This window comes from Verrucomicrobiales bacterium (assembly GCA_016793885.1).
Classification (GTDB): domain Bacteria; phylum Verrucomicrobiota; class Verrucomicrobiia; order Limisphaerales; family UBA11320; genus UBA11320.
Window position 1 is genome coordinate 51,630 of sequence record JAEUHE010000151.1, and the last position, 26,667, is coordinate 78,296.

The 26,667-nt window shown below is 60.2% G+C and carries 19 protein-coding genes; 6 read left to right on the forward strand and 13 right to left on the reverse strand.

The features are described from left to right. Nucleotides 1–4: 4 nt before the first annotated feature. The 5 genes from JNN07_17545 to JNN07_17565 all read right to left on the reverse strand — a co-directional run bounded on the left by JNN07_17545 (nt 5) and on the right by JNN07_17565 (nt 5,064). On the reverse strand, nt 5–1,183 hold the full coding sequence (locus tag JNN07_17545) for a class I SAM-dependent RNA methyltransferase (protein MBL9169548.1): 1,179 nt from the start codon (nt 1,181–1,183) through the stop codon (nt 5–7). A 29-nt stretch (nt 1,184–1,212) separates the two neighbouring features. Beyond that, the gene (locus JNN07_17550; protein ID MBL9169549.1) at nt 1,213–2,247 is read right to left on the reverse strand and encodes a DUF3500 domain-containing protein; all 1,035 of its coding nucleotides are present in this window, start codon (nt 2,245–2,247) and stop codon (nt 1,213–1,215) included. A gap of 68 nt (nt 2,248–2,315) precedes the next feature. Beyond that, nucleotides 2,316–2,639 carry an iron-sulfur cluster assembly accessory protein gene (locus JNN07_17555; GenBank protein MBL9169550.1) on the reverse strand — a complete coding sequence of 108 codons (324 nt, stop codon included), beginning with the start codon at nt 2,637–2,639 and terminating at the stop codon, nt 2,316–2,318. A gap of 46 nt (nt 2,640–2,685) precedes the next feature. Next, nucleotides 2,686–4,104 (reverse strand): hypothetical protein, encoded by a 1,419-nt coding sequence (locus tag JNN07_17560; GenBank protein MBL9169551.1) that lies wholly within the window; start codon nt 4,102–4,104, stop codon nt 2,686–2,688. Nucleotides 4,105–4,236: 132 nt separating this feature from the next. Continuing rightward, the gene (locus JNN07_17565) at nt 4,237–5,064 is read right to left on the reverse strand and encodes a hypothetical protein (GenBank protein MBL9169552.1); all 828 of its coding nucleotides are present in this window, start codon (nt 5,062–5,064) and stop codon (nt 4,237–4,239) included. A 113-nt stretch (nt 5,065–5,177) separates the two neighbouring features. Between JNN07_17565 and psd the strand changes: the two genes are divergently transcribed. The 3 genes from psd (at nt 5,178) to JNN07_17580 (ending at nt 9,619) form a co-directional block, all read left to right on the forward strand. Further along, nucleotides 5,178–6,077: a phosphatidylserine decarboxylase gene (psd, locus tag JNN07_17570; GenBank protein MBL9169553.1), complete on the forward strand. Its 900-nt coding sequence runs from the start codon at nt 5,178–5,180 to the stop codon at nt 6,075–6,077. 66 nt (nt 6,078–6,143) lie between these two features. Continuing rightward, on the forward strand, nt 6,144–7,955 hold the full coding sequence (locus JNN07_17575) for a ClcB-like voltage-gated chloride channel protein (GenBank protein ID MBL9169554.1): 1,812 nt from the start codon (nt 6,144–6,146) through the stop codon (nt 7,953–7,955). Between the two features lie 86 nt (nt 7,956–8,041). Next, nucleotides 8,042–9,619 (forward strand): putative Na+/H+ antiporter, encoded by a 1,578-nt coding sequence (locus JNN07_17580; GenBank protein ID MBL9169555.1) that lies wholly within the window; start codon nt 8,042–8,044, stop codon nt 9,617–9,619. A 654-nt stretch (nt 9,620–10,273) separates the two neighbouring features. On the opposite strand, the gene JNN07_17585 is transcribed toward JNN07_17580, so the two are convergent. Together JNN07_17585 and JNN07_17590 are read right to left on the reverse strand one after the other, a co-directional pair. Then, a complete protein-coding gene (locus JNN07_17585) occupies nt 10,274–10,954 on the reverse strand; it encodes an HAD-IA family hydrolase (protein MBL9169556.1) in 681 nt (226 codons plus the stop codon). Nucleotides 10,955–10,978: 24 nt separating this feature from the next. Next, entirely contained in the window at nt 10,979–13,102 is a 2,124-nt protein-coding gene (locus tag JNN07_17590; protein ID MBL9169557.1) for a S9 family peptidase, read from the reverse strand. Nucleotides 13,103–13,469: 367 nt separating this feature from the next. Here JNN07_17590 and JNN07_17595 point away from each other — a divergent pair, with 367 nt between their 5' ends. The 3 genes from JNN07_17595 (at nt 13,470) to JNN07_17605 (ending at nt 17,518) form a co-directional block, all read left to right on the forward strand. Further along, nucleotides 13,470–14,540, forward strand: coding sequence for an NAD-dependent epimerase/dehydratase family protein (locus tag JNN07_17595; GenBank protein MBL9169558.1), 1,071 nt, complete (start codon nt 13,470–13,472; stop codon nt 14,538–14,540). 255 nt (nt 14,541–14,795) lie between these two features. Then, nucleotides 14,796–16,130, forward strand: coding sequence for an alkaline phosphatase family protein (locus JNN07_17600; protein ID MBL9169559.1), 1,335 nt, complete (start codon nt 14,796–14,798; stop codon nt 16,128–16,130). Further along, entirely contained in the window at nt 16,130–17,518 is a 1,389-nt protein-coding gene (locus JNN07_17605; protein MBL9169560.1) for a PQQ-binding-like beta-propeller repeat protein, read from the forward strand. The genes JNN07_17600 and JNN07_17605 overlap by 1 nt, the downstream gene beginning before the upstream one ends. Before the next feature lie 155 nt (nt 17,519–17,673). Here the strand turns inward: JNN07_17605 and JNN07_17610 are convergent, their stop codons facing one another. The 6 genes from JNN07_17610 to JNN07_17635 all read right to left on the reverse strand — a co-directional run bounded on the left by JNN07_17610 (nt 17,674) and on the right by JNN07_17635 (nt 26,667). Continuing rightward, nucleotides 17,674–19,770, reverse strand: coding sequence for an Ig-like domain-containing protein (locus tag JNN07_17610; GenBank protein MBL9169561.1), 2,097 nt, complete (start codon nt 19,768–19,770; stop codon nt 17,674–17,676). A 207-nt stretch (nt 19,771–19,977) separates the two neighbouring features. After that, nucleotides 19,978–20,925: a WD40 repeat domain-containing protein gene (locus JNN07_17615; GenBank protein MBL9169562.1), complete on the reverse strand. Its 948-nt coding sequence runs from the start codon at nt 20,923–20,925 to the stop codon at nt 19,978–19,980. Further along, the gene (locus tag JNN07_17620) at nt 20,912–22,246 is read right to left on the reverse strand and encodes a DUF1501 domain-containing protein (GenBank protein ID MBL9169563.1); all 1,335 of its coding nucleotides are present in this window, start codon (nt 22,244–22,246) and stop codon (nt 20,912–20,914) included. Before JNN07_17620 ends, JNN07_17615 begins: the two co-directional genes overlap by 14 nt. 8 nt (nt 22,247–22,254) lie before the next feature. Then, nucleotides 22,255–24,375, reverse strand: a complete 2,121-nt coding sequence (locus JNN07_17625) for a DUF1553 domain-containing protein (protein ID MBL9169564.1) — start codon at nt 24,373–24,375, stop codon at nt 22,255–22,257. Next, complete coding sequence (locus JNN07_17630; protein ID MBL9169565.1) at nt 24,372–25,298, reverse strand: hypothetical protein; 927 nt, start codon at nt 25,296–25,298, stop codon at nt 24,372–24,374. Before JNN07_17630 ends, JNN07_17625 begins: the two co-directional genes overlap by 4 nt. 1 nt (nt 25,299) lies before the next feature. Next, entirely contained in the window at nt 25,300–26,667 is a 1,368-nt protein-coding gene (locus JNN07_17635; protein ID MBL9169566.1) for a hypothetical protein, read from the reverse strand.

Here is a 26,667-nt window from a genome sequence, read left to right on the forward strand (position 1 = left end):
TCTGTTACCGTTCGCCCACTGCGGCGCCCGGCATGCTTCGTATATCGGCAACGCACTCAACATGTTGAGTCTGTGGAAACATATCCACAGGCACAATGCGACGCAGATCAAAGACACCGCCTTGGCAGAGAATGTTCAAATCCCGCGCGAGGGTAGCCGGATGGCAGGAGACGTAGATGATCTGGCGGGGGGCCACCGCCCGCAAGCACTCGATGATTTCCGGACCGCAGCCGGTCCGGGGGGGATCTAGGATCACGGTTGTCTCCGCGGCCGGGAAGGACTGGACCAGCGAAGGCAAGAGATCTTCTGAGCGGCCCTGCACAAATTCCCCGTTGGTGATCCCTTTGTTGTGCATGTTGGTCCGCGCCGCTTTGATGGCCATGCCATCCAGCTCGACTCCGCGGAAGGACTTAAAGCATTCGGCGGTCGCGAGGCTGAAGAAACCCACCCCGCAGTAGGCATCGACCAGGTAACTTGAGCCGGCGTCCTGGAGCCGCCCCCGCACGGTCTCCACCAAGCCGGGAAGCATAAAGAAATTGTTCTGAAAGAAGGAGTCCTTGGGCACCACCCAGTCTTCCGGCGGGATGCGCAGCACGACTTTGATGCCCCCTTTGGGTGGGGGATTTTTCCGGACTTCAGTCAGCTGGACGTTCAGTCCTGGCTCGGCGATTTCGCATCGGTCGATGTCCACCACCAGTCGGCTTTCCGCCTCCAGGAATCCGATGTCGAGTTTCTGAGCCGGCTTATTCCACTGGCTGCGCACCATGATCCGGTTGCGATAGCCATAGGGGGCGGGGCAGGGCAGCACCGCGTCGACCCGGTCGGCCGGGAATTTGCCGATCCTGACCAGCAGATCCGAGACCTGCTTGCGCTTGATTTCCAACTGTCGCTCGTAGCGCACATGCTGGTACTGGCACCCCCCGCATTGACCGAAATAGCGGCACTTGGGATCCGTCCGGTCGGGAGACGGGGTTAGGATCTCAAGCAACCGCGCCCGGGCGAACTGCTTTTTCACCTCGGTGACCTGGGCGCGGACCGTCTCTCCTGGGATCGTGCCGGCGACAAAGATCACGAATTCCCGGCATCGACCAACCCCCTCGCCACCGAATCCGAGATCGTGAATGTCGAACTGAAGCACCTCGCCAAGGCTGGGTGGTTCCCCGCACGGGATGAAGGACTGCATGCAACGTCAGATGAAAGGAACGCTAACGCCTAGTGGGATCGTTGATAGTGCTCCTGGAGCACATCCGCGCCGAAGTCGTTCTCGAAGTCCCGCCACACCGTATGGATATGGTTGTTGTTGTTTTGAACGTTGTCGTATTCGAGTAGGAAGGTGGGGCCTTGGACCCGGAAATAGTGGCCCTGAAATTTTTCGGTCCCACCCGCCCAGGCGAAACGCAGTTTAGACCAGCCTGCTTTCTCGATTTTCGCCAAGTCTTGGCCGGCGATCTCGCTGCGGTAGCGGTTGACGTATTCCAGGACGAGTTCGCGCAGCATGGCCTGCTGCTCCTTTTTCATCTTGCCGAACGCGAGCCCAGCTTCCGCCAGCGGCTTCACCCGGCGTTGGGCTTCGGTGAAGATGTCTTTGGGGGCGGTGGCGGAGAGCAAGGCGACTTTTTGTTGTTCCGCGCTCAGGGCTTTGAACAGCGCGCGTCCGAGGTCCTCTTCTTTGCCGAGCACGCGCAAGCCTTTGCGAGGTCCTTCCAGCACATCGGCCGGGTTGGTGCCGAAAAAGGAAGGGCTGGCCGCTACGAGGTCACCCTTAGCGATGGTGAAGTTGAGGGCCAGATGGTGACCTTCGACGCGCCATCCCCATTCTTTGGGGTCTCCGGGTTGGCCGAAGATGCTGACGTAGTAGAGTTCTTCATCGCGGACCATTCCCGTCCTGCCTTGCTCAGTCTCGCGGAGAATCTGCTCCAGCGTCATAATGGTGAGCGCTTTGGCGTAGCCGCGCTGGCTGAGACCGCTGGCCAACAGCACCTGGGCGAGTCGTTGTTGAACCGCCGTCATTTCCTTAAGAGGCAGGCCCTTGCGGGCCCGCGGAATGAAGTGCCAATTCAGCCGTTCATCGGACGAAAAATCGAAGCTGGCTTTCGACTTCTGCTCGGGGTTCAGGGAGAACAGCAGGTTGGCTGCGGCTTCGGCCATCTCCGCAGCGGCACCCTCTGAGGATGCGATTCGAGGGCTCAGAAGGAGACACACTAGACTCAGGCTGCCTAGAAAATGAGAGAGATGTCGGTGTAACATCCCTCTTAAATCCAGGAAACCCCCGGCGGAAAGCAATGAAAATAATCGGGAGGCCTCGGGAGGCCTCATCAGGCCTCGAAGGACTTCCCGCACCCACAGCTGGTTCGAGCATTGGGGTTGGAGATCTTGAACCCACCGCCGGTGAGAGCGTCCGAGAAGTCAATGACGGCACCCTTCAAGAACTCGGCGCTGGTCGAATCCACCACCACACCGACTCCAAAGAACTCGCGGGTGATATCGCCATCGCGTTTTTCGTCGAAGGTCATGCCATATTGAAGACCTGAACAGCCGCCTTCCTCCACATAGACCCGGAGAGGCTTCCCGGCGTTCTCCGCCTGATCCGCTTGCATGACCAGGATCTGGGCGGCGGCTTTTTCGGTGACCGTGACAATCGTATCAGTTTGGGTGGCGGTGCTCATGATCTTAACTCCTGGCAAGTTATCGAGGCTTGACCACTCTGTCAAACGGGCGGACCAAGATTTTGAGTTGGAAGGCGACGAGCCAGCCGACCGCCAGAGTCCCCCCCAGAACGCTCAAACCCAGCCAACCGTTTAGTTCCCAATACCCTTTGAAGCCCAATCCCAAAAACACGATGGCTGACAAGAGATTGAGCCCTTGCACCCAGCGGGGAAGCCGATCCAGCGTGGCTCCAAAGCGGCGGTCCATCCACAGGTTCAGGGCGCAAATGACCCCGCAGGCGGTCACTCCGGTAAACAGGTTGGCGGGAGTGAGCAGGCCGACCAGCTTCAGCCCCCCTCCGCCCGGCTGCCTCCAGACCAACAGGGCATTGGCCATCAGAAGTAAGAGGGCACCCAGGGTGCACCATCGGATGGACCACTGCCGAACACGTGGATCCCCGGCGGCCAGTGAACCCAGGGGGCGGGCCCGCAAGACCTCACGAGCCAGGGTAGGGGCAACTTCGATCGTTCCATAGAGAGTTCCTCCCATCGCCAGCAATGCCCCGAGAAAATAGAGGGGTTGGAGCCAGCTCACTCCTCCGCCGACAAATTGAGCTTGAAGGGTCAATAAATCGGTGCCGGAAGGCACTCGATGTTGGGGAGCCAGCAGAATCGCACCGCAGGCCACGAACACGCCTGTGAAGGCGAGGACCATGACGAAGCTGAGTGTGCAGTCGACCCAGATGACTCGGCGGAGATCCCTCATCGCAGCGGGATTGCTTCGTGCCTCTCTCGCCCGTTCCCCATGTTTCTCCCGGAGCCAGGCCACGTAGGCAAGGTAGTCATAACCTCCTCCGCCCAGAACCCCCGCGTAGTTGGCCACCTCGACCCACACCGGCCGCGCGGAGAATTCCGGGAGTTGAGCCACCCAGTCTGGATAGTGCCAGGGTCCCAGGTGAAGCAGGCCGCGGAGCATGGCCAAGAGATCGGGTTTTAGAAAGACCAAGGAGACCAATACGGTCACCAGCATCACCGCGACGATGACAGATTGAACCCGCTCGGACCGCGCATAGCCTCCGGTGGAGCTCAGAGCCAGACAGCTGAGCAGGGCCGCGATGCCCCACAGGATAGGGGCAGAGCCGTTCAGTGACTGAGTGGTGTGAGTGAGTGACGACAGCAAGGTCCCGATGGTCCCGGCGTGAAAGCTGACCCAGACTGGGAAGGCGGTGATCGCCAGAAGTAAAAAAGTAATCGGCAGCCATCCTGCGGGCCCGGGCAGCGTCGTCCATCGCTCCAGCGGATGCCGGTCGGTGGTGAGCCAGTGGTGAGAGGCGCCGATCACCAGCGCCCACTTGAGCAACAGAACCAATACAAAAACCCCCAGCAATCTGAATTCGAAAATGGCTCCTGCGCGACTGCTGAACACGAGTTCCCCGCTTCCGATGGTCAGCGACGCCATGATCGCGCCTGGACCTAGCTGTCTCAGGAATCCTCCGAGGCTGCCTCGGGAAGGGTTCGGACTTGGGGTTGGGTGGGGCATGCCTCCATCGGGCCGGATCTTCGTCCGACGGGCAAGCCTGAATGCGGCGCCCTATGGCTGGGGCTTCGTGGTCCATTCCCGCAGGGCTTGGATGGTGAGGGAAGTGGTTTCGACGTTGGCCACTCCGGACCAGGATCCGTCATCGACGTAGTCGGTCACAATCCCACCCTCCTGGTTTTGTTGAGCGAGCAGCCGGTTGAGCACTATTTCATGCAAGTGGCTGGGAGTCGCGAGTCGGCGTTCGGCCAGCAGATACAGCGCGAGTTTATAGGCGGCGTAGCGCTTGAGGCCGCGCGATGCCGGATCTACAAAACCTTTTCCGTCCCACATGGAGGTGGCGGCTGCGAAATGTTCCCGGGCTTCGCCTTTCGCCGACCCGGTCAGGGCGAGTGCGGCCAACAATCTCAGATCGGCATAGGCTTCCCAGCCCTTCATCTGGCCGGGGCCGATGACCTCCGTGCGAATGGTTTTGCCTCCCACCTCAACCACGTTGGTCAGGACAAAGTGGCGAAAGGGCAGCGGCCGGTGAGCCTCGTTGAACACGATTTCGATTTTGCCTGAGTAGCGTATCCCGCGAGAGTGGATGGATTCGACCAGAGTCGCCGCGAGCTTGGGCTCGGTGGGGGCTAGCACTTTAGCGGCCAGATAGTTGTCGTGGTAGAGCCAATATACCTTGGCCCCCCGGAACTCCGGCAGCAGTCGAACCTGCGGGTCGTACAGATTGGTGAGGAAATGTAGACCACGGGTGATGGCTTCGGTCGGGGTCGGCAACGGGGCGGGCGCAGCGAGCAGCAGGCTGGGCAGGAAACCGCAGAGCACGGTGAGAGCCCAGCTCACCGAGGTTTGAACTCTGGTCTTAGGGGAACCTGGGGAGCGCATGAGTTTTATAAGTTGTTCGCGATGCATCCTGGCGGAGCGGCGCTCGCCAGTCGATCGAATCCTGGATTTTTCCGATTTACCATTTAAGCACGAGGCTTAGAGTGCGCGCGCGCATGCCGCTACAGCCCATTCAGTATTATAACCGTTACACCGGCCGAGTGGAGTCCGAGGTGATCTACGGGGGCGCTTGGCTGCGCTGGACTTATGGGAGTCCGCTGGGCCGCCTCGCACTGCATCTGTTGGTGAAGCGGGCGGCCTTTTCCCGCTGGTATGGCTGGCGCATGGACTCGCCGAGGAGCCGTGCTCGCATCCTGCCTTTCATGCGCGACTATGGGATCAGCCGTGATGAGCTGCTGGATTCCCCGGAGAGCTATGGCTCTTTCAATGAGTTTTTCTATCGCCGGTTAAAACCCTCGGCCCGCCCCGTCGACGGCTCGCCGGACTCCGCTGTGTTTCCGGCGGATGGCCGCCATCTGGGCTTCGCGACGCTGGACGGCTGCGAAGGGATCCTGGTGAAGGGCGAAGTCTTCGACCTTGAGGACTTGCTGCAGAACGCCGACCTGGCGCGCGCGTATCGCCACGGGAGCCTGGTGATCTCCCGCCTCTGCCCGGTGGACTATCATCGGTTCCATTTTCCCGTCGCGGGAACCCCGGGGCCCACCGCGATGATTGAGGGACCTCTGTTCTCCGTCAACCCGATCGCCCTCCGTCAGGACATCCGGATCTTGGCGCGGAATCGTCGGTGGATCACGGAGATCGAGTCGCCGTCCTTCGGTCGGGTGCTGATGCTTGAGGTCGGAGCCACCAATGTCGGAAGTGCCATTTCGACTTATGCGGCCGGGCAGCCGGTGGCCAAGGGCGCAGAGAAGGGCTTCTTCAAGTTTGGAGGATCCCTGACCATGTGTCTTTTCCAGCCCGACCGCCTTCAGCTTTCGGAAGATCTGCTTCAACGGACCGCTGAGGGCCTGGAGTTATACGCTCGAATGGGCGATCGAATGGGGATGGCCACTTAACTATGCTCCGCGGTTCGGCATTATTGAAAGCTCGTCAAACCGGTCTCGCTCTTCCTAAGTTTCTTTATGGCTGACGCACAGGGCACTTGGCAACGGTGCCTGGATGTTTTTCGAAGGTTTGTCCAGAAGCATTGGCTGATGGCGTTGAAGGTGAGGGACCGCCTCCGCATGTCGGAGGAGGCTTTCCATCTGTTCATCGCCGGGGTGGTCGGCATCATCGGTGGCCTCTCTCAGATAGCCTACTATGTCTGTCATCAACTGCTCCAGTTGCTGTTCCTGGGCGGGTCGGGCGACATCCTGGTCCTCGCTCAAAGCATGTCGGGCTGGATGCGTGTGTTGCTGCCCACGCTCGGGGGATTGGCTGCGGGCCTGGTCTTGCATGTGGGGTTCCGCGTTCTTCGATCGGGGCCGGAGAGCAATTTTCTGGAGGCAGTAGTGGCTGGGGATGGTCGGCTGGCCGTTCGTCCGGCCTTGGTGAACGCCTTGTCGTCGCTGCTCAGCATCAGCAGCGGCGCGTCCATCGGCAAAGAGGGGCTCGTCGTTCAGTTGGCCGCCACGATCGCGTCGCGGCTCGGGACGCTGATGGACTGGCCCCCTTATCGGCTGCGATTGCTGGTGGCCTGCGGGGCCGCCTCGGGGCTTTCGGCGGGCTGCAACGCGCCGATCGCGGGGGCCGTTTTTGCGGCCCAGATCGTGTTAGGCAATTTCGCGATGAACCTGTTCGCTCCGGTGGTGTTTTCCTCGGTGATCGCGATCATGGTTTCCCGCTCTTTTGTGGATACCGGACAGTGGTATGTCGTGCCGTCGTTTCACTTCGACCGGCTCGGGCAGCTACCTTGGTTTTTGTTGCTCGGGGGTTGCTGTGGGCTGGCGGGGGCTTGGTTCCTCGGCGGGCTGGGGTGGGCTCAGGGGTTTTTTGGGCGGCTTCGGGTGCCGATCTATCTCAAGCTGGGGCTCGGTGGCCTGGCGGTGGGGTTGATCGCTCTGGAGTTTCCAGAAGTGTGGGGCAATGGGTATGGTGCGACCAACAAGATTCTGGGCTTTAAAGAGGGACCTCAGATCTTCTGGATGGTTTGCGGCCTCACGGTCGCCAAAGTCGCCGCCACCATCATTTCGGTCGGAAGCGGGGCGGTCGGCGGCATCTTCACGCCCACTTTATTCCTGGGGGCTTCCTTGGGTAGTTTGTTCGGCGCCGTGCTCCATCTGGGCGGTGTGGCCGAGGAGCTGCCGGTCGGAGTGTTTGCGTTGGTCGGCATGGGCAGTGTGCTGGCAGCCACGACTCACTCGCCTCTGCTGGCCATGATCATGGCCTTTGAGTTGTCCTTGAACTACTCCTTGATGCCCCCGTTGATGCTGGCCTGTGTGGTGTCGGCTCTGGTGGGCCGGCGTTTCCATCCAGACTCCATCTACACCGAGCCGTTGCGTCGTCGCGGGCTCGAAGGCGACGGTGCTCGAGGGAGTGGAGCGACCGCCCAGCGCGTTGGCGATTTTATGAGGGAACCGGTTCCACCCATCCGCGAGGACGCCTCGTTCCGCGAGATCGCCGACCGCTTTCTAACCGGGCCCAATAACTTTCTGCCCGTTTTGGATGGTGACCAGCGACTCGTGGGTGTCGTTGCTTTGCAGGATCTCAAAGACTCCTTGCACGAGGGAGCTTTATTGAACGGGATTATCGCCTCGGATCTGATGCGGCCAGTTCCCCAGTGTCTGACCCCTGATTTGAAGCTGGCCGAAGCCTTGCCGATCCTGATCGCCAGCGAGCTGCGCAATGTGCCCGTGATTGACTCGAATCACGGACGCCGTCTGATCGGACGTATAGCCAGGGCCGAGGTCATTGGCGTGATGACGGAAGAGCTGACTGCGACGCGATTGAAATAAGGTCAGCGCGGTATAGGCCCCTCCGCACGTGGACGCGACATATCCTGCTGGCCTTACGTGCGGGGATCCGCTAAGTCCATCGGCGCATGACAGTGGCGCATCTCCAGAATACCTCGAACAGCCCGCGACCGCGGGTGGGTTCGGTGCATCGATTTCGCTGGCCTCTTTGGATTGGCCTCCTGTTTCTGCTCTGCGTCGGGCTGCCTGAGGCAGCACTCGCCGCCGCCCACCCAGCCGCTCCGGCCATCGATTTCCCGCCCCCCTTGTCGGGATACCAGGACTCGGGCGCGTCCGGCGTTCTGGAGATTCTGAAGCGTCGGGTGGAGCAGCAGCCCTTCAACCTGTGGGCGACCTTGCTTTTTTTGGGGGCGGTCATTCATACGTTCGTGACGCATAAGTTTCGGCATCTCGCCCACGTGTTCGAAGAGCGCCACGCCCTGGGAGCCGCGGAGCGGGTTGCTCGTGGCGAACCGGCCGGCAGCAGCTCCTGGGCACGGCTGTTCCACTTCCTTGGCGAGGTCGAGGCGGTTTTTGGTGTGTGGGTGCTCCCCCTGGTCCTCCTGATCACCCTCGAGTTTGGCTCATCGACCGCTGTGCACTACATCAACCACGTGGTGAACTATCAGGAGGCCATGTTCGTGGTGGTGATCATGGCGATCTCATCGACCAGGCCGGTGTTGGCCTTGGCAGAGGCGGCGTTGCGTTGGGTGGCCGGACTGGGTGGCGGCGGCCCTACGGCGTGGTGGTTTTCGATCCTTACCATTGGGCCCACATTAGGTTCCTTCATCACCGAACCGGCCGCGATGACCATCTCCGCGGCTCTGCTCGCCAAGCAATTTTACCACCTCAAGCCGCGTCCGGCGCTGGCGTACGCCAGCCTGGGGCTCCTGTTTGTCAACGTGTCCATCGGTGGAACCTTAACGCACTTCGCGGCGCCGCCGGTGTTGATGGTGGCGGGAGCCTGGGGCTGGGACACTCCGTTCATGTTCCTTCACTTTGGATGGAAATCTTTGCTCTCCATCTTGATTTCTAACGGAATCTATTACCTCGTGTTTCGGAAGGATTTCGCTCTCCTGTCTCGATCGGAAGCCGCCAGCTCTGCCACATCTGTCAGGGAGGCATCCAGACGTCCCGTGCCGGTCTGGATCACCCTCTGCCACCTGTCGTTCATGGCCTTCGCGGTGTTGAATGCCCACAACCCGGCGATCACCGTGGGAACCCTGCTGTTCTTCATGGCGTTCTTTGAGGTGACCCAGGATCATCAAACCGAGCTGCAGCTTCGGCCCGCGATCCTCGTCGGGTTCTTCCTGGCTGCGCTAGTGATTCATGGCGGTCTCCAGGCGTGGTGGATCGCACCGGTCTTGGGCAGCCTTTCCGAGGTCCCCCTCATGATCGGCGCCGTGTTTCTCACGGCCTTCAACGACAACGCGGCCATCACCTTTCTTTCCACCCTGGTTCCGAACCTGTCCGAGGGAATGAAATATGCCGTCGTGGCTGGGGCGGTGGCTGGCGGCGGATTGACCGTTATTGCCAACGCACCGAACCCGGCCGGTCAATCCCTGCTCAATCGCTTTTTCCAAGATGGCGTGTCTCCGCTGCGGCTGTTTCTGGGAGCTTTGCTTCCGACGGTTGTGACGACCGTTGTTTACCTCTCCATACGCTAGCAGCAAACGCCGCCGAAAACCTATGGGCTTCGCGTCAGCGGCTCTAGGGAGCGCGGTGGCACGACCTAAGCATTACCTTCAAGAATGCAGACTAGACAAGCTCTAGGAGATCCTCCCTTCTTCGCATGAGTTCCTGAGGCCGAAGCTGAGAACCCTCAGGGTTCAAAGAGTTTAGCCGGGGTGTGGAGCGCAGCGACACCCCCGGTCTGTCGTACCCCTATTCAACAGCACCCTGAAAGGCGTGCCACCCGTCGGCGAACGTAATGCCGAACTGATTAGGTTCCTTGAGTCGGGTGATGCAAATCTCCGAAGCCGGTGGCATCGCTGCGCGATGCTCGGTACTTTTAACAGTTCCGGGGGTGCGAGCACCCCCGGCTAGATCTCTTTGAACCCGACGGGTTCGGGCCCTGCCGGCAAAGTGGGAAACGCTGGCATCGCCCAGCTTGTCTCGTGCGCATTTTTGGAGGTAATGCTCAGGGCACGACACCGCTGTTCCTTCGCCGTAGATCAGCCTCTCCAATGCAAGCGTTTTCAATAGGCACAACAGCAGCTACTCCGCCGCGCAGGAAAAGCGGAGACTTGTCTTCGCAGTTCATAGCGCCTTGTTCCTTCGCATGAAGCTGGGTGACTCCGGACACCTAAGTGATGCCCGGTTCAGCGAAAGCTCGTCGGGCTTGTCCGTAGACCAAGCAGGCTGTTGATCTCATGCGGCTCTAGGGCGGCGACATGCTGCCTCCGTAGAAGCAGTCCCTGGAGCCCAGCGTCGGTGGATCCACCGAAGTCTTCGGAGCGACTATCCCCGACGTGCAACACTTGCTTCGGTTGCAATTGCAGCGCTTCACAGGTGGCGTGGAAGATCGCCGCGGTGGGCTTGTGGTAGCCGAGGGGACCCGATGCGGTTACCACTTCGAAGTAATCCTGCAAGTTCAAGGCCCGGAGCGTGGCGTCGAGACGTTCATCCCAATTGGAGGTGATCGCCATCCGCAGCCCCTGGGCACGGAGCCGTTCCAACGTCGGCAGCACGTCCGGGTAGAGATGCCATGAGCGCGCCTCGGTAAAGCGATCGTAAATCAGCGGAAACAGTCGCGACGCGACCTGCGAGGGGAGCACGCCCTCAAAGCTCTTTTCGACGACCTCAGCCCAGTCCTGCCGCGTGTAGCCGAAACTCTTTCTGCCCTGCCAGGCTTGAACGAATTGCCGGGTTATCCGCTGTGGATCAGGGCAGGGGTAGCCCGACTCGGTGGCTACCTCGGCGTAGACATCGCCAACGGAAGGCCAGGGCTCGATCAGGGTTCCGCCCACATCGAAACTGATCGCCTGGATACCCGAAGCCATGGGTCTAGTTCTCTGATCAGAACCCTAACGCATGTCCAACTCGCGGACCAGAAAGGCCCACTTGTCGGCGCTCTCCTCAATGAGTTTGGTTGTGGGCTTGCCCGCTCCGTGCCCGGCTTTCATCTCCACCCGGATCATCACCGGGTTGCTGCCTCGGTGGCATTCCTGCAGGCGGGCGGCGAATTTGAAGCTGTGCGCTGGAACGACGCGATCGTCGTGGTCGGCGGTGGTGATGAGAGTGGATGGATAGCGCGTTCCGGCCTTGAGGTTATGATACGGCGAGTAGCGGTAGAGAGCTTGGAATTCATCCTGTTTATCCGATGAGCCGTAGTCGGAGGTCCAAGCCCAACCGATCGTGAACTTCTGAAACCGCAACATGTCGAGTACTCCGACGGCGGGCAGCGCCGCCGCGAAGAGGTCGGGACGTTGGGTCATGCAGGCGCCCACCAGCAGGCCCCCGTTGCTGCCTCCGGCGATGGCCAGCTTCTTCGAGGAGGTGTAGCGGTTGGCGATCAGCCATTCGGCGGCCGAGATAAAATCATCGAACACATTCTGCTTCTTGAGCTTGGTCCCGGCCTGATGCCATTCCTCTCCGTATTCGCCGCCGCCTCGAAGATTGGGCATGGCGTAGACGCCCCCGCGTTCCATCCATACCAGAAGACTGACGGAGAAGCTGGGGGTGAGGCTGATGTTGAAGCCCCCATACCCGTATAAGTAGGTGGGGTTGTTGCCGTCCAGCTTGAGGCCTCTCTTGTGGGTTATGAACATGGGGATCCGTGTGCCGTCCTTGCTGGAGTAAAACACCTGCTTGGTCTCGTAGTCGGCCGGATCAAAATCTACCTTGGGCTGTCGGAACACCGTGCTCTGACCGGTGCGGAGGTCGTGTCGATAGATCACCCCGGGCACGGTAAAGCTGGTGAAGGAGAAAAAGGTTTCCGTGTCATTGCGCTCGCCTCCGAAGCCTGAGGCACTGCCGATGCCGGGCAACTCCAGGGTGCGGATGGGTGCCCCCTGTAGGGAGAAGACGTTGACCTGGCTTTGGGCATCCTTGAGGTAGCTGCAGACAAACTGATTGTTCAGGACACTTACCGACTGCAGGGTCTCGGCAGCTTGAGGAATCACCTCGATCCAGCGACTGCGCTGGGGTTGGGTGGTGTCGATGGCGATCAGGCGGCCGCGCGGGGCGTTCAGATCGGTCAAAAACCAAAACACGGGTCCATCGTTCTCAACGAAGTTATAGGAGGCATCAAAGTCGTTGAGCAGTTCCACCACCTGGCTGTCGGGCTTGGACAAATCCAGATAGAACACGCGGTTTTTCGGATTAGTTCCTTGCCAGACGCTGATGATGAGGTAGTTGCCGTCGTCCGTCACCGAGCCGCCAAATCCCCACTCCTTTTGATCCGGTCGATGGTAGATCAGCTTGTCCTCGGACTGGGCGGTTCCGAGGCGATGGTAGTAAAGCTTCTGGTAGTAGTTAACACCCTTGAGGGTTTCGCCCGGTTTCGGCTCGTCATAGCGGCTGTAAAAGAACCCCTTATTGTCCTTGGTCCAGGCAGCGCCGGAGAATTTGACCCACTTGAGGTGATCGCTCAGGTCGGTTCCGGTTCGAACATCGCGAACCTTCCACTCGTTCCAGTCCGATCCCGAGGCCGACAGGGCATAAGCCAGCAGATTGCCATCGTGGCTGATGGCGGTGCTGGCGAGAGCCACGGTTCCATCGGCCGACAAGTTGTTGGGATCGAGCAAAACCTGGGGCTCGGCCTCAGGCCGGTCCATGGAGTAGAGGACTGATTGATTCTGGAGGCCGTTATTGCGGCTGATGAAGTAGCGGTTGCCCTTGCGAGACGGCACTCCATAGCGCTCGTAGTTCCACAGCTTGGTCAATCGCTCCTTGATGGCACCGCGCTGGGGGATGGACTTGAGATAGGCGAACGTGACTTCGTTCTGGCGAGCCGTCCAGTCCTTGGTTTCCGGGGAGTTGTCGTCTTCCAGCCAGCGATAGGGGTCCGGCACGGCGGTTCCGTGGTAGTTATCGGTTTGTTCCATCCGGCGGGTTGTGGGGTAGTTCACGGGAGAAGGGAGGTGTGCGCAGCCTTCGGTCAGGAGAGCCAAGGCGATCGAGGCTGAGATGAGATAAGAACGTTTCATGTGAGCGACAGGTGAAATTAAGGGTAACCTGCGGCTTTTGACCAGAGGGAACCGGGTGCGATTGTTTCCGGGCCCGGATCCCCCCTCCGGGGGGGGCGGGGAAGAAGCAGGCAGAAACTCCGCAAGTGCCGACAAGTCTTCGTCAGCTTTAGGCTCTCCCCGCAGCAGCCCCTTTCCAATTCGAAAACCTAGGGCTCATCAGGGCTCGACGGAGTCTCTCCCTACCTTAGTGACGTTTTCCTTTCGAGGTGCCTTTCGCTCAACCCCTCAACCTTCTGCTCGCCTTTTTGTCCAACTTGGCCGACAGTATCCGGATGGTCGCTCCCTCAAGGTTTGCCGGGGGATTCCGACATACACGAGACTATTCATGAGCGTTGCAATTATCACGGGATCGGCAGGGTTGATTGGTTCGGAGGCCGTCAGGCATTTCGCGAGCCAGGGGCTAGACGTGGTGGGGGTCGACAACGACCTGAGGAAGTTCTTTTTCGGTGCGGAGGCTTCGACCGACTGGAATCGTCAGAAGCTCCAACAGGAGCTGGGTGCCAGGTATTGCCACCACAACACCGACATTCGGGATGTGGAGGCGATCGGGAAAATTTTTAGCCAGTATGGAAAGCGCATCTCCCTGGTGATCCACACCGCCGCCCAACCTTCGCACGACTGGGCAGCCCGCGATCCTCACACCGATTTTTCGGTGAATGCCAACGGCACCCTGAATCTGCTGCAGGCGACCCGCGATCATGCCCCAGAGGCGGTATTCCTATTCACATCCACGAATAAGGTTTATGGCGATCGGCCTAACACCCTGCCGCTCGTGGAGCAGGAAACGCGTTGGGAGATCGATCCGTCTCATCCGTATTCTCAAGGCATTGCGGAGGACATGTCCGTGGATCAGTCCAAGCATAGCTTGTTCGGTGCATCCAAGGTCGCGGCCGATATCTTGGTTCAGGAATATGGTCGCTACTTCGGGCTTCGCACGGCGTGCTTCCGCGGAGGATGCCTGACCGGGCCGAGTCACTCCGGCACGGAGCTTCACGGGTTTCTTTCCTATCTGGTCAAATGCGGCATGACCGGTCGGGAGTACAAGGTTTTTGGCTATAAGGGAAAACAGGTCCGCGACAACATTCACAGCGCCGACCTGATTCGGGCGTTTGACGCCTTCTTTCGGGCTCCACGGGTGGCGGAGGTTTACAACATGGGCGGTGGGCGCCATAGCAACTGTTCGATGCTGGAGGCGATTCGAATGGTTGAGACCGTGACCGGAAAGCCATTTCGCTCCACCTACATGGACGACAACCGGATTGGAGACCATATCTGGTACGTCAGCGATCTTCGCCGCTTTCAGCAGCACTATCCCAACTGGAAGCTGCAATACGACTGCCCGAAAATCATCCAGGAGATCTACGCGAACAACGTGGATCGATGGAAAAGCGCCTGAGTTCCCGAAGGGATGGTCCAGGAGCGATTGAGCCTGGATCCGGCCCTTCGTGAACCACGGATTTCGCGGATCGCACGGATGGGCAAAGATTCGAATGGACCACCTATTCACTCTGAGAGGGACTGCCATCTCCCGGTAAAGAATGTCACAACCCCTTTTTGATCCGTGTCATCCATGAAATCCGTGGTTACAACTGTCGTTTCCAGGTCGAATTTGCATTGAGCCCTGGGGTGAGACCGCGGCAACATCGCGGCGATGAACTCGAAGCTTCTTTTCGGGCTACCGGTTTGGTTGCTCAGCCTGCTGGCTATTTCTGCTCCCGTGGTAGAGGGTTCAGCCAACTGGCTGGAGGTCGGCCCCATGGTCGGGCATGTGAGCCACACGAATGCCTCGCTGTGGGTGAAATCCCATTTGCCTGCGGAGGCTTCCGTTGCGATCAGCCGTGATTCAGGGCTGGCCGAGGTTCTCCATATCGCCGGACCGCAGCTCACGACGGAAACGGATCGGTCAGGCTCCTGGACCATTCCAGATCTCGAGCCGTCCACTCGCTACTACTACGCCGTCTCCCTCAATGGGAAACCGGCGATGTTGCCACCGTATCCCTCGTTCATCACCGCGCCGGTTCCAGGCACACGCGAGCACTTGCGCTTCGCCTTCATTTCCTGCTCGGGATATTCTCCGCACGATCCTGCGCCGGGCTGGGCGGATCTCGGTATGCGAACGAATGTCGACCTCATTCTCATGATGGGGGACAACCATTACGGGAATAGTCCCGATCTAGACAAACAGCGCGCGGCTTATCTGGGGCAGCGACAGTCGAGCGGGTTTCGTCAGACGACCGAGCGTCTCCCTACCTACGGCATCTGGGATGATCACGACTTCGGGCCCAACGACAGCGATGGCACCTTGCCTGACAAGGAATCTGCTTTAAGGGCGTTTCGGGAACACTGGGCGAACCCTTCTGGAGGCGAGGCGGAAAACCCCGGGGTCTATTTCAAATTCAGCCGTGGTGCAGTTGAGTTCTTTTGCTTGGACGGACGCTACCATCGAAGCCCCAACAAGCAGACGAACAGCCCGAGCAAAACAATGCTCGGGGCGCGGCAGCTGGACTGGTTGAAGCAAGGGCTGAAGGAGTCAGTCGCCCAAGTGAAGGTGCTCGTCTCAGGCAGCGAATGGCAGAGCCATGGCACGCCCGACTCTTGGACCAGCTTTCCACGGGAGCGAGACGAGATCTTCGAGTTTATCCGCAGTCGTGGGATCGAAGGCGTGATTCTGTTGTCGGGAGATCGGCACTTCACTGGGGCCTATCAAGTCCAGCAGCGTTTCATCGAGGTGACCTCCGGCCCATTCGGAGGCGGGACGGCGTCCACCCGGAACCTGCCCGAAATGTTTTTGAATTTTGGCAAGGGTCGCTTTTATTGCGTGTATGATGTGGAGACTTCCACGGCTGTTCCGGTCCTTACGTTGGAAGTGTATCAGGTCGGGATGGGGCTGCTCGAACGTCGGACCTTCACATGGGACGAGGTGAATGGCCGACAGAAGATTCCCGCTCTGGGCAACTCTCTGGGATCCTCGGTCAACAAACCTTAATGATTGCGTGTCCTTGTATGAAAAAGCCGATGCTGACCTTTTGTGTTTTCGCCCTCGTGCTGGCTGCGGGACTGGGATTGCCCGTCCAGTCGCAGGCCGAGGACTGGCCCCGATTCCTGGGCCCCCGTGGCGATGGTATCTCGCAGGAAACGGGGTTGATCGACACGCTCCCGCTCGTCGGGCCGCCGTTGCTCTGGTCCAAAGCGGTTGGGACCGGCTACAGCGCACCCTCCGTGCTCGACAACCGGCTTGTGCTGCATCATCGGCTGGAGAACCGTGAGATCGTGGAGTCATTCGATGCCGTCACCGGCAAGAGTGAGTGGCAGTATGCATCTCCCACCAGTTATGTGGATCCTTATGGGTACAACAATGGTCCGCGTTGCACTCCGCTGCTTACCGCTGAGTTATGCTTCACCCTGGGGGCGGAGGGGAGGCTGACTTGCTTGGAGCGCAAGACGGGCAAGCTGGTGTGGGAGCGCGACACAGCCAAAGATTGGCAGGTGCCACCGGCGTTTTTCGGCGTGGGAAGCACACCGATTTTGGAGGGCGATCGACTCTTGGTCATGGTTGGGGGGCAGCCCAACGCGGGGATGGTGGCCTTTGACGCTAAGACTGGCAAAACGCTTTGGGAGAGCGTCGGCCAAAAGAACTGGGAAGGGCTGACGAAGATTGGATGGCCGGGAGAGCCGGTGATTCAATGGCAGACGTGGGAAAAGCAGGCGAGTTACGCGAGCCCGGTCGCCGCCACCATTCATGGTCACCGGCACGTGCTTTGTCTCACGCGACAAGGTCTGGTCTCGGTGAACCCCACCAACGGTCAGGTCAACTTCAGTTTCTGGTTCCGTTCGCGGGCGAATGACTCGGTGAATGCGATGAACCCGGTGGTTCAGGGCGATCTGATTCTCATCTCGGGGGCTTATTATCGCGTGGGATCCGTCTTGCTGCGGGTCCGGCCGGACGGTCGTGGGGTGGATGAGGTTTGGCGGGGCACAGCTCTAGAGATTCACTGGATGACGCCCATTCTGCACGACGGCTCGCTTTACGCCTTCAGTGGACGCAATGAACCCGACGCCCGGATCCGCTGTGTCGACATGAAGTCCGGCAAGCTTAAGTGGGACCGCGATGAAAGCTGGCCTCCCCATAGCGCCGAACAACCACCGGTTTACGGGCGAGGTTCTTTCGTGATGGCGGATGGCAAGCTGTTCGCATTGGGGGAAGGGGGGCTCTTGGGGATATTCCGTGTCAATCCGGATAAGCTTGAGGAGTTGGGTCGATATCAGGTGCCGGATTTGAAATATCCTTGCTGGGCGGCTCCCGTCCTTTCCAATCAGCGTTTGTATTTGAGGAACGAACATCGGCTGGTGGCTTACGATGTCCGGAAGCGGTGAACGAGCCTCTCTTGCAGCCTATCGGCTCTCGCGGAGATGCCACTTCGCTATCCTGAGCCTGGGGCAGGAGTGGGCTCGAGTGGAATCTCGCCCTACCTTTGTGACGAAACGATATGGGGTAGGGCGAGACTCCGCTTTGCCTGTCCCACTTGGCCTCAGCGCACCACTCGGAAGAACTTCTGAGCACCGCTCGCAGCTTCCGAATGGGCTCCCAGGTTCGAGTCCAGCGCCGTCCATGGGCCAGTCAATGCATTGGCCGCCTCGAGACGGCCTCCGCAGACCCAGCGTAAGGTGATGGCCCCGTTAACCAGACTCGTTTCCGTGATGCGCGGGGCGGGGGCACCCCCGTCGACCCCGGCACGATAGTGAGCACGGATTTGCTCGGCGCTGAGGGCCTTGCGATAGAGCGCCACCTCATCAATCTGGCCCGTGAAGAAGTTGCCCGTTCCGTCAAAGACTCCCCCGCCACCAATATTGACATTAAAGGTCGAGGACCCGTAGTTGGCCGTGACTCCGCCGCCCGTTGCCACCAATTCGCCGTCGTAATAGGTGCGCAAGCTGGCACCATCGCCCGTGGAAACGACATGGTGCCATTCGTCCCGAGGGAACAGGTAAGGAGTATCAAGAGATCCACCGTTGGGAGTCCAAATCTGGATGATTGTGGGTGAGATGAATCCGTACTCGACGGCGTCGTTTTGTCCGATGATTCCGGAGCGCGTCGCAGTGAAGTCAGCCGGCCTGACCCAATACTCCAAGCTGAAGGCCGCCAGGCTATCGAGCAGGGGTTGGTTTGCTGTTACGGAGGTGGTCAGACCGTCGAAAATTGCGGCGCGGTTTGAAGGCAGGAATCCCAAAAATCCGAAGCCGCTCGGTCCCACATCGGTGGAGGAGGATTCAGGCAGATAGGTCCCGTCGGCCTCGGTGGCGAGCGTGCCGCTGTTTACCGCGACGGTCTCGCCGGCGGCTTCCTCAAAACGGTAATAAGCCTCAGGTTCGTCGGCCAAGACCACTTCCGAGTAAACCAGAGTGTTGGCCGTGAATTCGGTTTTGCTGCCGTTGGCGATCGTATTGGGAGTCGACGCCAAATCGGTAACGGATTTGACCTGAAGTTCGTAACGCTGTCCCTCGGTGAGGGGGGCTGCCAAGTTCAGAATGACCTGGCTTCCATTCCCAACGGAGATCGATTCGAGGATGGTCGCGCCGACAATGGTGAAATTGGCAGCCAGGTTGGCGGTCGCCGGGGTGAGCCGCTCGGTGAAGCTGGCAAGCACGGTTTGGAGGCCGGCCCCTACGCTGGCGCAATCCAAGCGCGGAGCTTCCTTGTCCAAACTGACCGTGAGCATCGCTGCGCTGCTCGCCGTGGTGCGAAGGGGGTTGGTCACTTCGACGTAATAAGATCCCGCATCGGCCAAGCTGGCATCGGGAATGAGGTAGGAGGGGCCGGTCGCATCGGGGATCGGCACGCCAGTCCCTGGCGTGCCTTTGAACCATTGGTAGGAAATCGGTGGAGACGCCGACACCACCGCTCTGAACGTAGCGGATTGACGTTCGGTGATGACAAGGGCTCCTGGCTGGTCCGTAATCGTTGGTCCGAAGGGCTGGGTAGCGCGAAGGGCCAGGGCAAACACGACATCGGAGCTGGTGGCGCTACTCTGATGGACTTCGACCGCCACCACATTGTCCCCCTCGACCAGCGGCAGTGGGGATTCGTCCACGGTGGCCCACTTCAAGTAGGCGCTTATCCCTTCAGGCGCGAGGTTGTCCGCGAGCCCGTTCCACGCCGGGGGTTCGCCCGGTGTGCCTGGCACTCGGACCCGGCCAACTTCCACACCGTTCAGATAGACGACCATCCCGTCATCCACGTAGTTTGTGCTCTCCAGAGTCACGTTCTGAGCGTCGCCGCTCCATTGAAAATGGGTTCGAGCATAGAAAGTCACCCGGCTTCCGGTGCGGTCCCAGGGGGTCGTGAAAGGGAAGGGATAGAGACCCGCCGAATCATTGCCAAAAAGGGCCGCTCCTTCGTTCCAGCCCTCCTGGGTATCGTCGAACCCCAGCATTCGCCAATCGCCAGCCGGGTCCCCGGGGATCAGGTTGAGCGTGGGGTTGTTGTCCGCGACGGAGGTGTCGTTGTAACGCCAAGTGGATTCGTAGCCGATCAGCTCGATCGTCTGGGCAGAGGCGGTTTGCGAGACCAGAGTTGCCAGCAGGCAGGAGACGATCCATTGAGAAGGGCGGAAGGATGGAAATTTCATGACTACAGATTTACAGCGTTCGTTGGTCAAAACTCCGTCCAGGTTCAGAGGGATCTCGGACCCTACAAGTCATTCGCGATCCTGCTGGTTGGATGGGTTCGCAGTTTGTAACCGAAAACGTCACACTTGGCAACCTGTTACGGGGGGTAAGATTTTGGGGGCGTCTTCCGCATCTCGAGCTTCAAATCCCTACGTCACCTGTCTTTGCTACCGCGGACGAATGAGTATTTGTCCGGACCAGTCTCCTGAAGCGAGTCGGGTGCCATCGGGACTCAGGGCGAGGGCGTAGATCCAGTCGGCGTGAACAGCCCACCGGGCTTTGATCTCGTCACTCGAACCGTCGATTTGCCGGATCATGCCTTCCCGACCGCCCGAGTACAGCGTTCCAGCATCTGCGGACCAGACCAGACTAAGCACGCTTCCTTCATGATGCCGAATCGTCCGCACGAGGCGTCCGATTTCTGGCTGCCAAATTCGGACAGTGCGGTCGTCTCCCCCTGTGGCGCAAACCACGGGACCAGTTGAGTTGGATGCCAGGGGAGAAAACGCCAAAGCATGGACCGCTTCGGTGTGATGACTGAGGGAACGCTGCAGAGTTCCGTCGACTCGCGACCAAACTTTCAAGGACCGATCCACTCCAGTTGTGACGACGCTGCGTCCCGAGGGGCTGAACGCGATCCCCAATACCGCACCCACATGTCCCGTGAGTGTCCATCGACCGGTGGGCGCCGCCCCCGCCCCGAAATTCCAAATGCGCGCGAAGCCATCTGCGGAGGCTACCGCCAAGAGCGCGCCGTCCGACGAGAAGGTGACCTGGGTGACCAAGTCCAGGTGGTTGGTGAGGCGATGCAGCGGTCGGCCTTCCGGCCAGGAGAATAGGGTTACCTCTCCCCGAACCGAAGGGGTTCCCCCTCCCACTGCCAGGCAGCGCCCTAGGGGATGAAAGCTCAGACTCGATACCTTCGGCAAATCACAAGGGATGTGGCGGAGGATCTGGGCGTCGATCGGCGACCGGACCGCCAGTTGACGGTCGCCATTGGAGACCAGGGACTGGCCGTCGGGCGAGAAGCTGAGGGCTGTAATAGGCACAGCCGCCGAGCGGCCGACGAGGCTTAGGTTCAGCAAGATGGCTAACACTGAGCTACACCAGTTCATGGATGAAGCCACCTTCGCTCATGATTTTTACCGGGCGTCCGCTTGCGGTGAGGAGCTCCTGTGCAGGGTCGACCCCTAGCAGTTTCAGTATCGAAAAGGCCAGGTCCGGCGGTCCTACGGGTCGATCGATGGGGATCTCGCCGAAACCGTTGGTGGCTCCGATCACTCGTCCCCCTTGAACTCCGCCCCCCGCCAGGCACACCGATCCTGCACGGGGCCAGTGGTCGCGCCCGCCTGCGGCGTTGAGTTTGGGGGTGCGGCCGAACTCTCCCATCAGGACCACCAGTGTAGTCTCCAGCAGGCCGCGTTCCCGAAGATCCGCGAGAAGCGCGGAATACGCTCGATCCAGACTGGGCAGCTTGCCACTGCCTGGAAAGCGTGAATCGGGCAGCTCCTTGAAGATCTGCTGATGCGTGTCCCATCCGGGGTCGACCACAGTGACGAAGCGAGAGCCGGCCTCGACCAGGCGCCGAGCCAGCAGGCATCCGGTGCCGATGCGAGAGGATCCATAACGTTCCCGGGATTGAGGTTGCTCAACGGAGAGATCGAACGCGGCCTTCGCTTGGGGTGAGGAAAGGAGCCGATAGGCTTGTTCATAGAACGCGTCGCGTTCCTGGGTGACCGAGCTTTGTTCGACCTGACGGGAGAAAAGATCCATCTTTCGAAGCATTTCGCGACGTTCCTCCGCGCGGGAGAAGGTGACACCTTCCGGGTTCTGCATCCCCGGAACTCGGGCCGCATCGGTTCCCACGTTGAAGGCAGAGAAGGCGCGCGGCAGGAAGCCAGTTCGCGCCGCATTGGAGTTGCCTCCAACGGAGTCACCCGGAATGGCAACATAGGGTGGCAACACCGAGTTCGCACCCTGAGCGTGCGCCACGATGCTGCCGAGGCTGGGGTGCTCCAGGGCTGGTTTGGGCCGATGGCCGGTGAGCAGGAAACTGGAACCCGTGTCATGGTTGCCGAGTTCGTGGGTGAGCGATCGGATCAACGCCACTTCATTCATCATTGCTGCCGTGCGCGGCAAATGTTCGCAGATGCTCAGGCCAGGCACATTGGTGGGGATGGGACGGAACTGGCTGCGGATCTCGGAAGGTGCGTCCGGTTTCAGGTCGAACGTATCGAGGTGGCTCGGCCCTCCATCCAACCAGATCAAGATGCACGCCTTGGCCCGAGGCTCCGTGCGTCTACCGGCTGCCGACGCGCGCAGCCGCAACAAGTCGGCAAGGCTGAGTCCCAGGCCAGACAACAGCCCCAGTTGCAGGAAGTCTCGCCGGGACACCCCGTCGCAGCGCTGGCCGATCGAAAGCGAGTGAGGATTCATGAGGCGCGTCAATGATTCACGGAGAATTCGCGGGAGTTGAGCACGGTCCAGATGAGGTCCTGAATGGCCTCCTGGCGATCGCTTCGGCGCGAGAGAAGTGAGTTCCATTCGTTCATCTCGTTGGCTGAAGGTCGTCGGGCGAACGCCCGCAGATAAAGATTGAGGATGATTTCCTGATCCGATTGTGGCAGCCACCGGGCGACTCGATCGCCGCTGATTTTCTCGTTGATCGTTGAGCCATTGATCAGGTGAAGGGCTTGCGCCAGGCCGCCGCCGCCTGGTTGGGTAGGACTCCCGCAGGACTGCTTGCGTTGGCACCGGCCTAGAATATCCAGGGCGGGGGAGGGTATTGCTGGGCTCAGGAGTTGGACGGCCCGGGTGCCGGGAGAATACCCCGGGAATACATCGGGGACGCCCGTGACCTGTGCGACCGCGTCAACGAACACGGCGGCGGGCAGGCTCCTGACCTGCGCGTGCGAATACAGTTTCGAGTCCGTTCGGTTCGCGTCACTGGCCTGAGAGCTGAGTTGGTAGGTTTCGGACAGGACGATGGTCCGGACGAGGTGGCGCAGGTCGAGTCGATGCTGGATGAACTCTTGGGCTAGGGCGTTCAGGAGCGCGGGATGGCTTGGAGGGTTGGTGGGCCGGTGATCGTCCTCGGGCTCTACCAGGCCACGGCCGAGCAGATGTTTCCAAACTCGATTGACGATCGTGTGCGTGAAGCGAGGGTTGTGTGGAGACGTGAGCCACGCGGCGAGTTCCACGCGGCGGTCAACGCCTTCCGCCTGCGGCTTATTAGGGGGGGCACCGAGTGCCTGGGGCGCCAGTGGCTGGCCGGTCTTGGGATGGTCCACTTCTCCTCGCTGGGAGATCTGGATGGCACCGCCATCCCGGTTGAGCCGGGCGAAATAGGCGGCAAACCTGTGATAGTCCTCCTGGGTCCACTGGTCGGACGGGTGCGCATGGCACCGGGCACAGGCGATTTGAGTGCCAAGAAAGATGCGCGCGACATGTTCCGACAAGTCCCGCGGATCGACGGCGAGCGTCATGAAGTTGGCGGGGCCCACGACCGCCAGGTCCCCCGTCGCGGTGAGCAGGGCTTGAGCCCATTGGTCGAAAGGCGCGCGTGTCGCGATTTGGTTGCGCAGCCAGCGATAGTAAGTGGTGGCGGCTTCGTCCTTGCCATTGAGCAGCAGGAGATCCGCCATCTTTAGCGTCCAATAGTCCACAAACCTTTCGTTATCCAGCAACTCCTCGATCACCTGGGCGCGCTTGGCCGGAGAGGCAGGGAGTTCCAGGAACCTGACGACCTGCTCAGGCTCGGGCAGCGTTCCCGCCAGATCCAGGTGGATCCGGCGAATGAACTCCTCGTCGCTGCAGAGTTGAGAAGCAGGAACGTTGAGCCGCTGCCGCTCCGCTTGGATGTGCTGATCGACAAAATTCACGGCCAGCTGCGGGTTGGCTGTGACCTTGGGGCCTTCAAAGGGTATTCCGATCCGGGAGGCGGCCACATGTCCGGAGTAGCGCACCATGATGGCGGTCAGGCCTGGTCGAACGGAGCGAACTAGTCCGGTGGCGGACACCTCGGCGATTTCCTCATCGTTCGACGTGAACAAGGACAGGCTCGTCACGTCGGAGAGAGTGTCGTCGGAGAGCCTGGCTACAACTCTTAGCTGCCGTGTTTGGTTCGTTGCGGAAAAGAGTTGATCGGAGGGATCTACTGCGATGCCTGCTACGTGGAGTTCGGCGGGGCCGTAGGGTGCGCCCTTTTCGATCCAGCGTTTGAGCAGTTCGTACGGGTGCGAATCGAGGCGCAAGCGGCGTCCGCCCTCGTGATCGATCCGGTTGGACGCTTTGCGCAGGAGTAGACTGTCGTCGGCGCGGACCAGATCGAGCCTGCGTCCTCCTAGTTCTCTCGTGATCCGATCATGGTCATCGTGCGGATCATATCCCAGAAGGCTGAGCTTGAAGCCGCCTTGACCGGTGGCAGCGCCATGGCAGGCGCCGGCGTTACATCCCGCCTTGGTCAGAACAGGAATAATCGAGGTGCGGAAGGAGAGCGTCTCAGCATCGGCGTGTGGCGAGGCGAGGAGCAGGAGGGCGAACAGGATGACGCCCCGGCGGTTCATGGTCTGCGTGGGGGTTGAAGTTCCGAGAGAAACTCTTGACCCTTCTTTCGCGCGTAGTCGGTTCCGTAGCGATCCCCGAAGTGAAGGATCCGGATCCAACCGTCGATCGCCTGTTTCTGGAGGTCGGGGTTCCCATGGATGTGTGAGCGGACGTCGGCGAGGATCTGGTCAACTACGGCGATGTCGTTGGTTTTTCGGATGAAGCTTCGCAGGAGGCCTTGAAGCCTTTCATCGGTTGGAACCGCTCCAGGGAACGGTTCCTTCTTCGGATTGGCGGCCTTCTCGTCCTCCGCTTTCATCCTGTCCGTCCGCTCGCCTGGGCCAGCGGGCCCGCGGGTCCGCCCACTCAATTCCGCGGCCGTTGGCGGGTTGGTGTCGCCACAGGTCCTGGCCAAAGCCTCGAGGACCTTGGGGGCATCCGCGATGCCGGGCTGGATTAGGGCGAAGTTCGCGGCGGCCTGTCTGTTGGTGGCGACCAGGATGGTCATCAGGCAATCCTTGTTCAGCCCATAGTTGCCCGGCCCCTCGGCGCCATCGATCGACAGGCCTACATGCGATTTCAGCTTCAGAGACGTGGTGGCCGCTTTGATGCGCTGCTCGCCGGCGATGCGGTCGGCGGCCAGGAACACGATCTCCGTTTGCAGCCGGTCCTGCCGAAGCGCTCCGTATTCGTCGACCACCCTCAGCAAGGGAACAAGCGAACGCTCCAGTCCGTGCAGGAACACAATCGCCAGCGGGCGGTCAGAACTTCCCTCGAGGATCCTCCGAGGGCTGCCGGCGGCAACTCCGTTGATCTCGATCACTTGAAAGGGAGTTAACTTCTCCCCGGGTTGTGGTCCGGAGAAAACGGGGTCGGAAGCAGCCGAGCAAACGCGCACGACCGCAGCGGCCCAGGCCAGAGAGAGGAGAAGTCGAGCAGTCATATCATGGACTGAGTGTCGTTTCGGGAGCCTTGCCGGCGAGCTCTTTCAGCAGGGTCACGGCCAGATCGGCGATGCGTTCTCCGGTGCCTGGCTCGGCATAGCTGTGATAACCGGTCCAGACCTGGTACCCGCCCAGTTTGTGACCTTCCAGGTTAGGCAGGTAGCCGACCCAATCGTTAGCCAGCTCCGCGACGTAGGTATGCCGGAAGGGAGAGCGGTTCTTGATGTCGATTCCCAGTTGCGTAAAATACTCTGCCGGCACGCCCACGACCGCCACATCGCCGATGCGCATCGCCTGAACCCACGTGGATCGTTCCTGGCCTTGAGAGGAGCTCAGCTCGCTGCGCATGTTGCGGAACACCTTGGCGATGACTTCGGAGCTGCCCGGGGCGTATTTGCGACAGTAGCGCAGCACGGCCGCATCCTCTGCTTGCTCGTCAAAACGACGGACTTTGAAATTCACGGACCGTTTAATGGAATCCAGACGCGCGACTTCCCGTGGCTGGGCTTGTTCCAGGGTCTCCTTCACCGACTGTTTGATCCTGCGGATGCATTCCTCGCCGGTGAGCTTCAGATTGTGCGTCGAACCTGATGCGCCCTCGAGAAAGCAAAACGTTCCTCCCAACTCGCTCTCGAGTTCCTGGGTGGCGAGGCCATAGATGCTGGCTGAACGTTTGCCGGGCGTCTTCGTTCCTATGGAATGAGTGCTATGGTTGAAGAGGACGGACCTCCAGGCATTCATGGAATCGCGGAAGGCCAGGACAGGCAGCTCGGCATCGAAGGGACCGGTGGGTCTTACAAAATTGGTCTGGGGTCCAATCCAGTAGATCTCGCCGTCGGAGAGCAGTACGCGGCTGTTTTGGCCCACGGTGGCCTGCTCGCCCAGCGCAAAATGGAAGGTGCAGGGTGCCAGGTTGGTGGCTGCGCGGCGGGTTGCTTCGACGATCGCAGCCTGCACCTGCCGCGTGAAGGCTTCATCTGGACCATAGTCATGCACGCGCATCGTGCTAGGGGCGTGATGCGTGTGGGTGCAGTTGATGAGGATGTGAGAGGCGGGAATGCCCGTCGCGCGCTCGATGTCCGCCACCACGGGATCCAAGGTTTGGCGGGTCATCATCAGAACATCGCAGGCGACGATGGCAAGGCGGGTGGCGCCCTGGCGAAGAACGGTGGCAATACAACGCAGTCTTCCTTCCTGTCCGACGACTTTGCCTGCGGTGATTCCTCCGGCGATGACCATTTGGTCTTCTCCCTGCAGGTCCACCGAGGCAGCGCCCACTTCAAGGGTTGACGCGGCATCTCCAGAGAAAGGAAAAAGCGTTAGACAGAGTGCGAAGCAGATTGGCCAAAGGCGAACCGAGGGAGACAT

Bases quoted from the DNA above. Each gene is read 5' to 3' on its own strand.
- JNN07_17615 (MBL9169562.1), bottom strand. From the start codon at position 20,925: ATGAACTGGTGTAGCTCAGTGTTAGCCATCTTGCTGAACCTAAGCCTC.
- JNN07_17585 (MBL9169556.1), bottom strand. From the start codon at position 10,954: ATGGCTTCGGGTATCCAGGCGATCAGTTTCGATGTGGGCGGAACCCTG.
- JNN07_17550 (MBL9169549.1), bottom strand. From the start codon at position 2,247: ATGTTACACCGACATCTCTCTCATTTTCTAGGCAGCCTGAGTCTAGTG.
- JNN07_17590 (MBL9169557.1), bottom strand. From the start codon at position 13,102: ATGAAACGTTCTTATCTCATCTCAGCCTCGATCGCCTTGGCTCTCCTG.
- JNN07_17610 (MBL9169561.1), bottom strand. From the start codon at position 19,770: ATGAAATTTCCATCCTTCCGCCCTTCTCAATGGATCGTCTCCTGCCTG.
- JNN07_17605 (MBL9169560.1), top strand. From the start codon at position 16,130: ATGATTGCGTGTCCTTGTATGAAAAAGCCGATGCTGACCTTTTGTGTT.
- JNN07_17635 (MBL9169566.1), bottom strand. From the start codon at position 26,667: ATGTCTCCCTCGGTTCGCCTTTGGCCAATCTGCTTCGCACTCTGTCTA.
- JNN07_17625 (MBL9169564.1), bottom strand. From the start codon at position 24,375: ATGAACCGCCGGGGCGTCATCCTGTTCGCCCTCCTGCTCCTCGCCTCG.
- JNN07_17545 (MBL9169548.1), bottom strand. From the start codon at position 1,183: ATGCAGTCCTTCATCCCGTGCGGGGAACCACCCAGCCTTGGCGAGGTG.
- JNN07_17620 (MBL9169563.1), bottom strand. From the start codon at position 22,246: ATGAATCCTCACTCGCTTTCGATCGGCCAGCGCTGCGACGGGGTGTCC.
- JNN07_17580 (MBL9169555.1), top strand. From the start codon at position 8,042: ATGACAGTGGCGCATCTCCAGAATACCTCGAACAGCCCGCGACCGCGG.
- JNN07_17595 (MBL9169558.1), top strand. From the start codon at position 13,470: ATGAGCGTTGCAATTATCACGGGATCGGCAGGGTTGATTGGTTCGGAG.
- JNN07_17600 (MBL9169559.1), top strand. From the start codon at position 14,796: ATGAACTCGAAGCTTCTTTTCGGGCTACCGGTTTGGTTGCTCAGCCTG.
- JNN07_17560 (MBL9169551.1), bottom strand. From the start codon at position 4,104: ATGGCGTCGCTGACCATCGGAAGCGGGGAACTCGTGTTCAGCAGTCGC.
- JNN07_17565 (MBL9169552.1), bottom strand. From the start codon at position 5,064: ATGCGCTCCCCAGGTTCCCCTAAGACCAGAGTTCAAACCTCGGTGAGC.
- JNN07_17630 (MBL9169565.1), bottom strand. From the start codon at position 25,298: ATGACTGCTCGACTTCTCCTCTCTCTGGCCTGGGCCGCTGCGGTCGTG.
- psd (MBL9169553.1), top strand. From the start codon at position 5,178: ATGCCGCTACAGCCCATTCAGTATTATAACCGTTACACCGGCCGAGTG.
- JNN07_17575 (MBL9169554.1), top strand. From the start codon at position 6,144: ATGGCTGACGCACAGGGCACTTGGCAACGGTGCCTGGATGTTTTTCGA.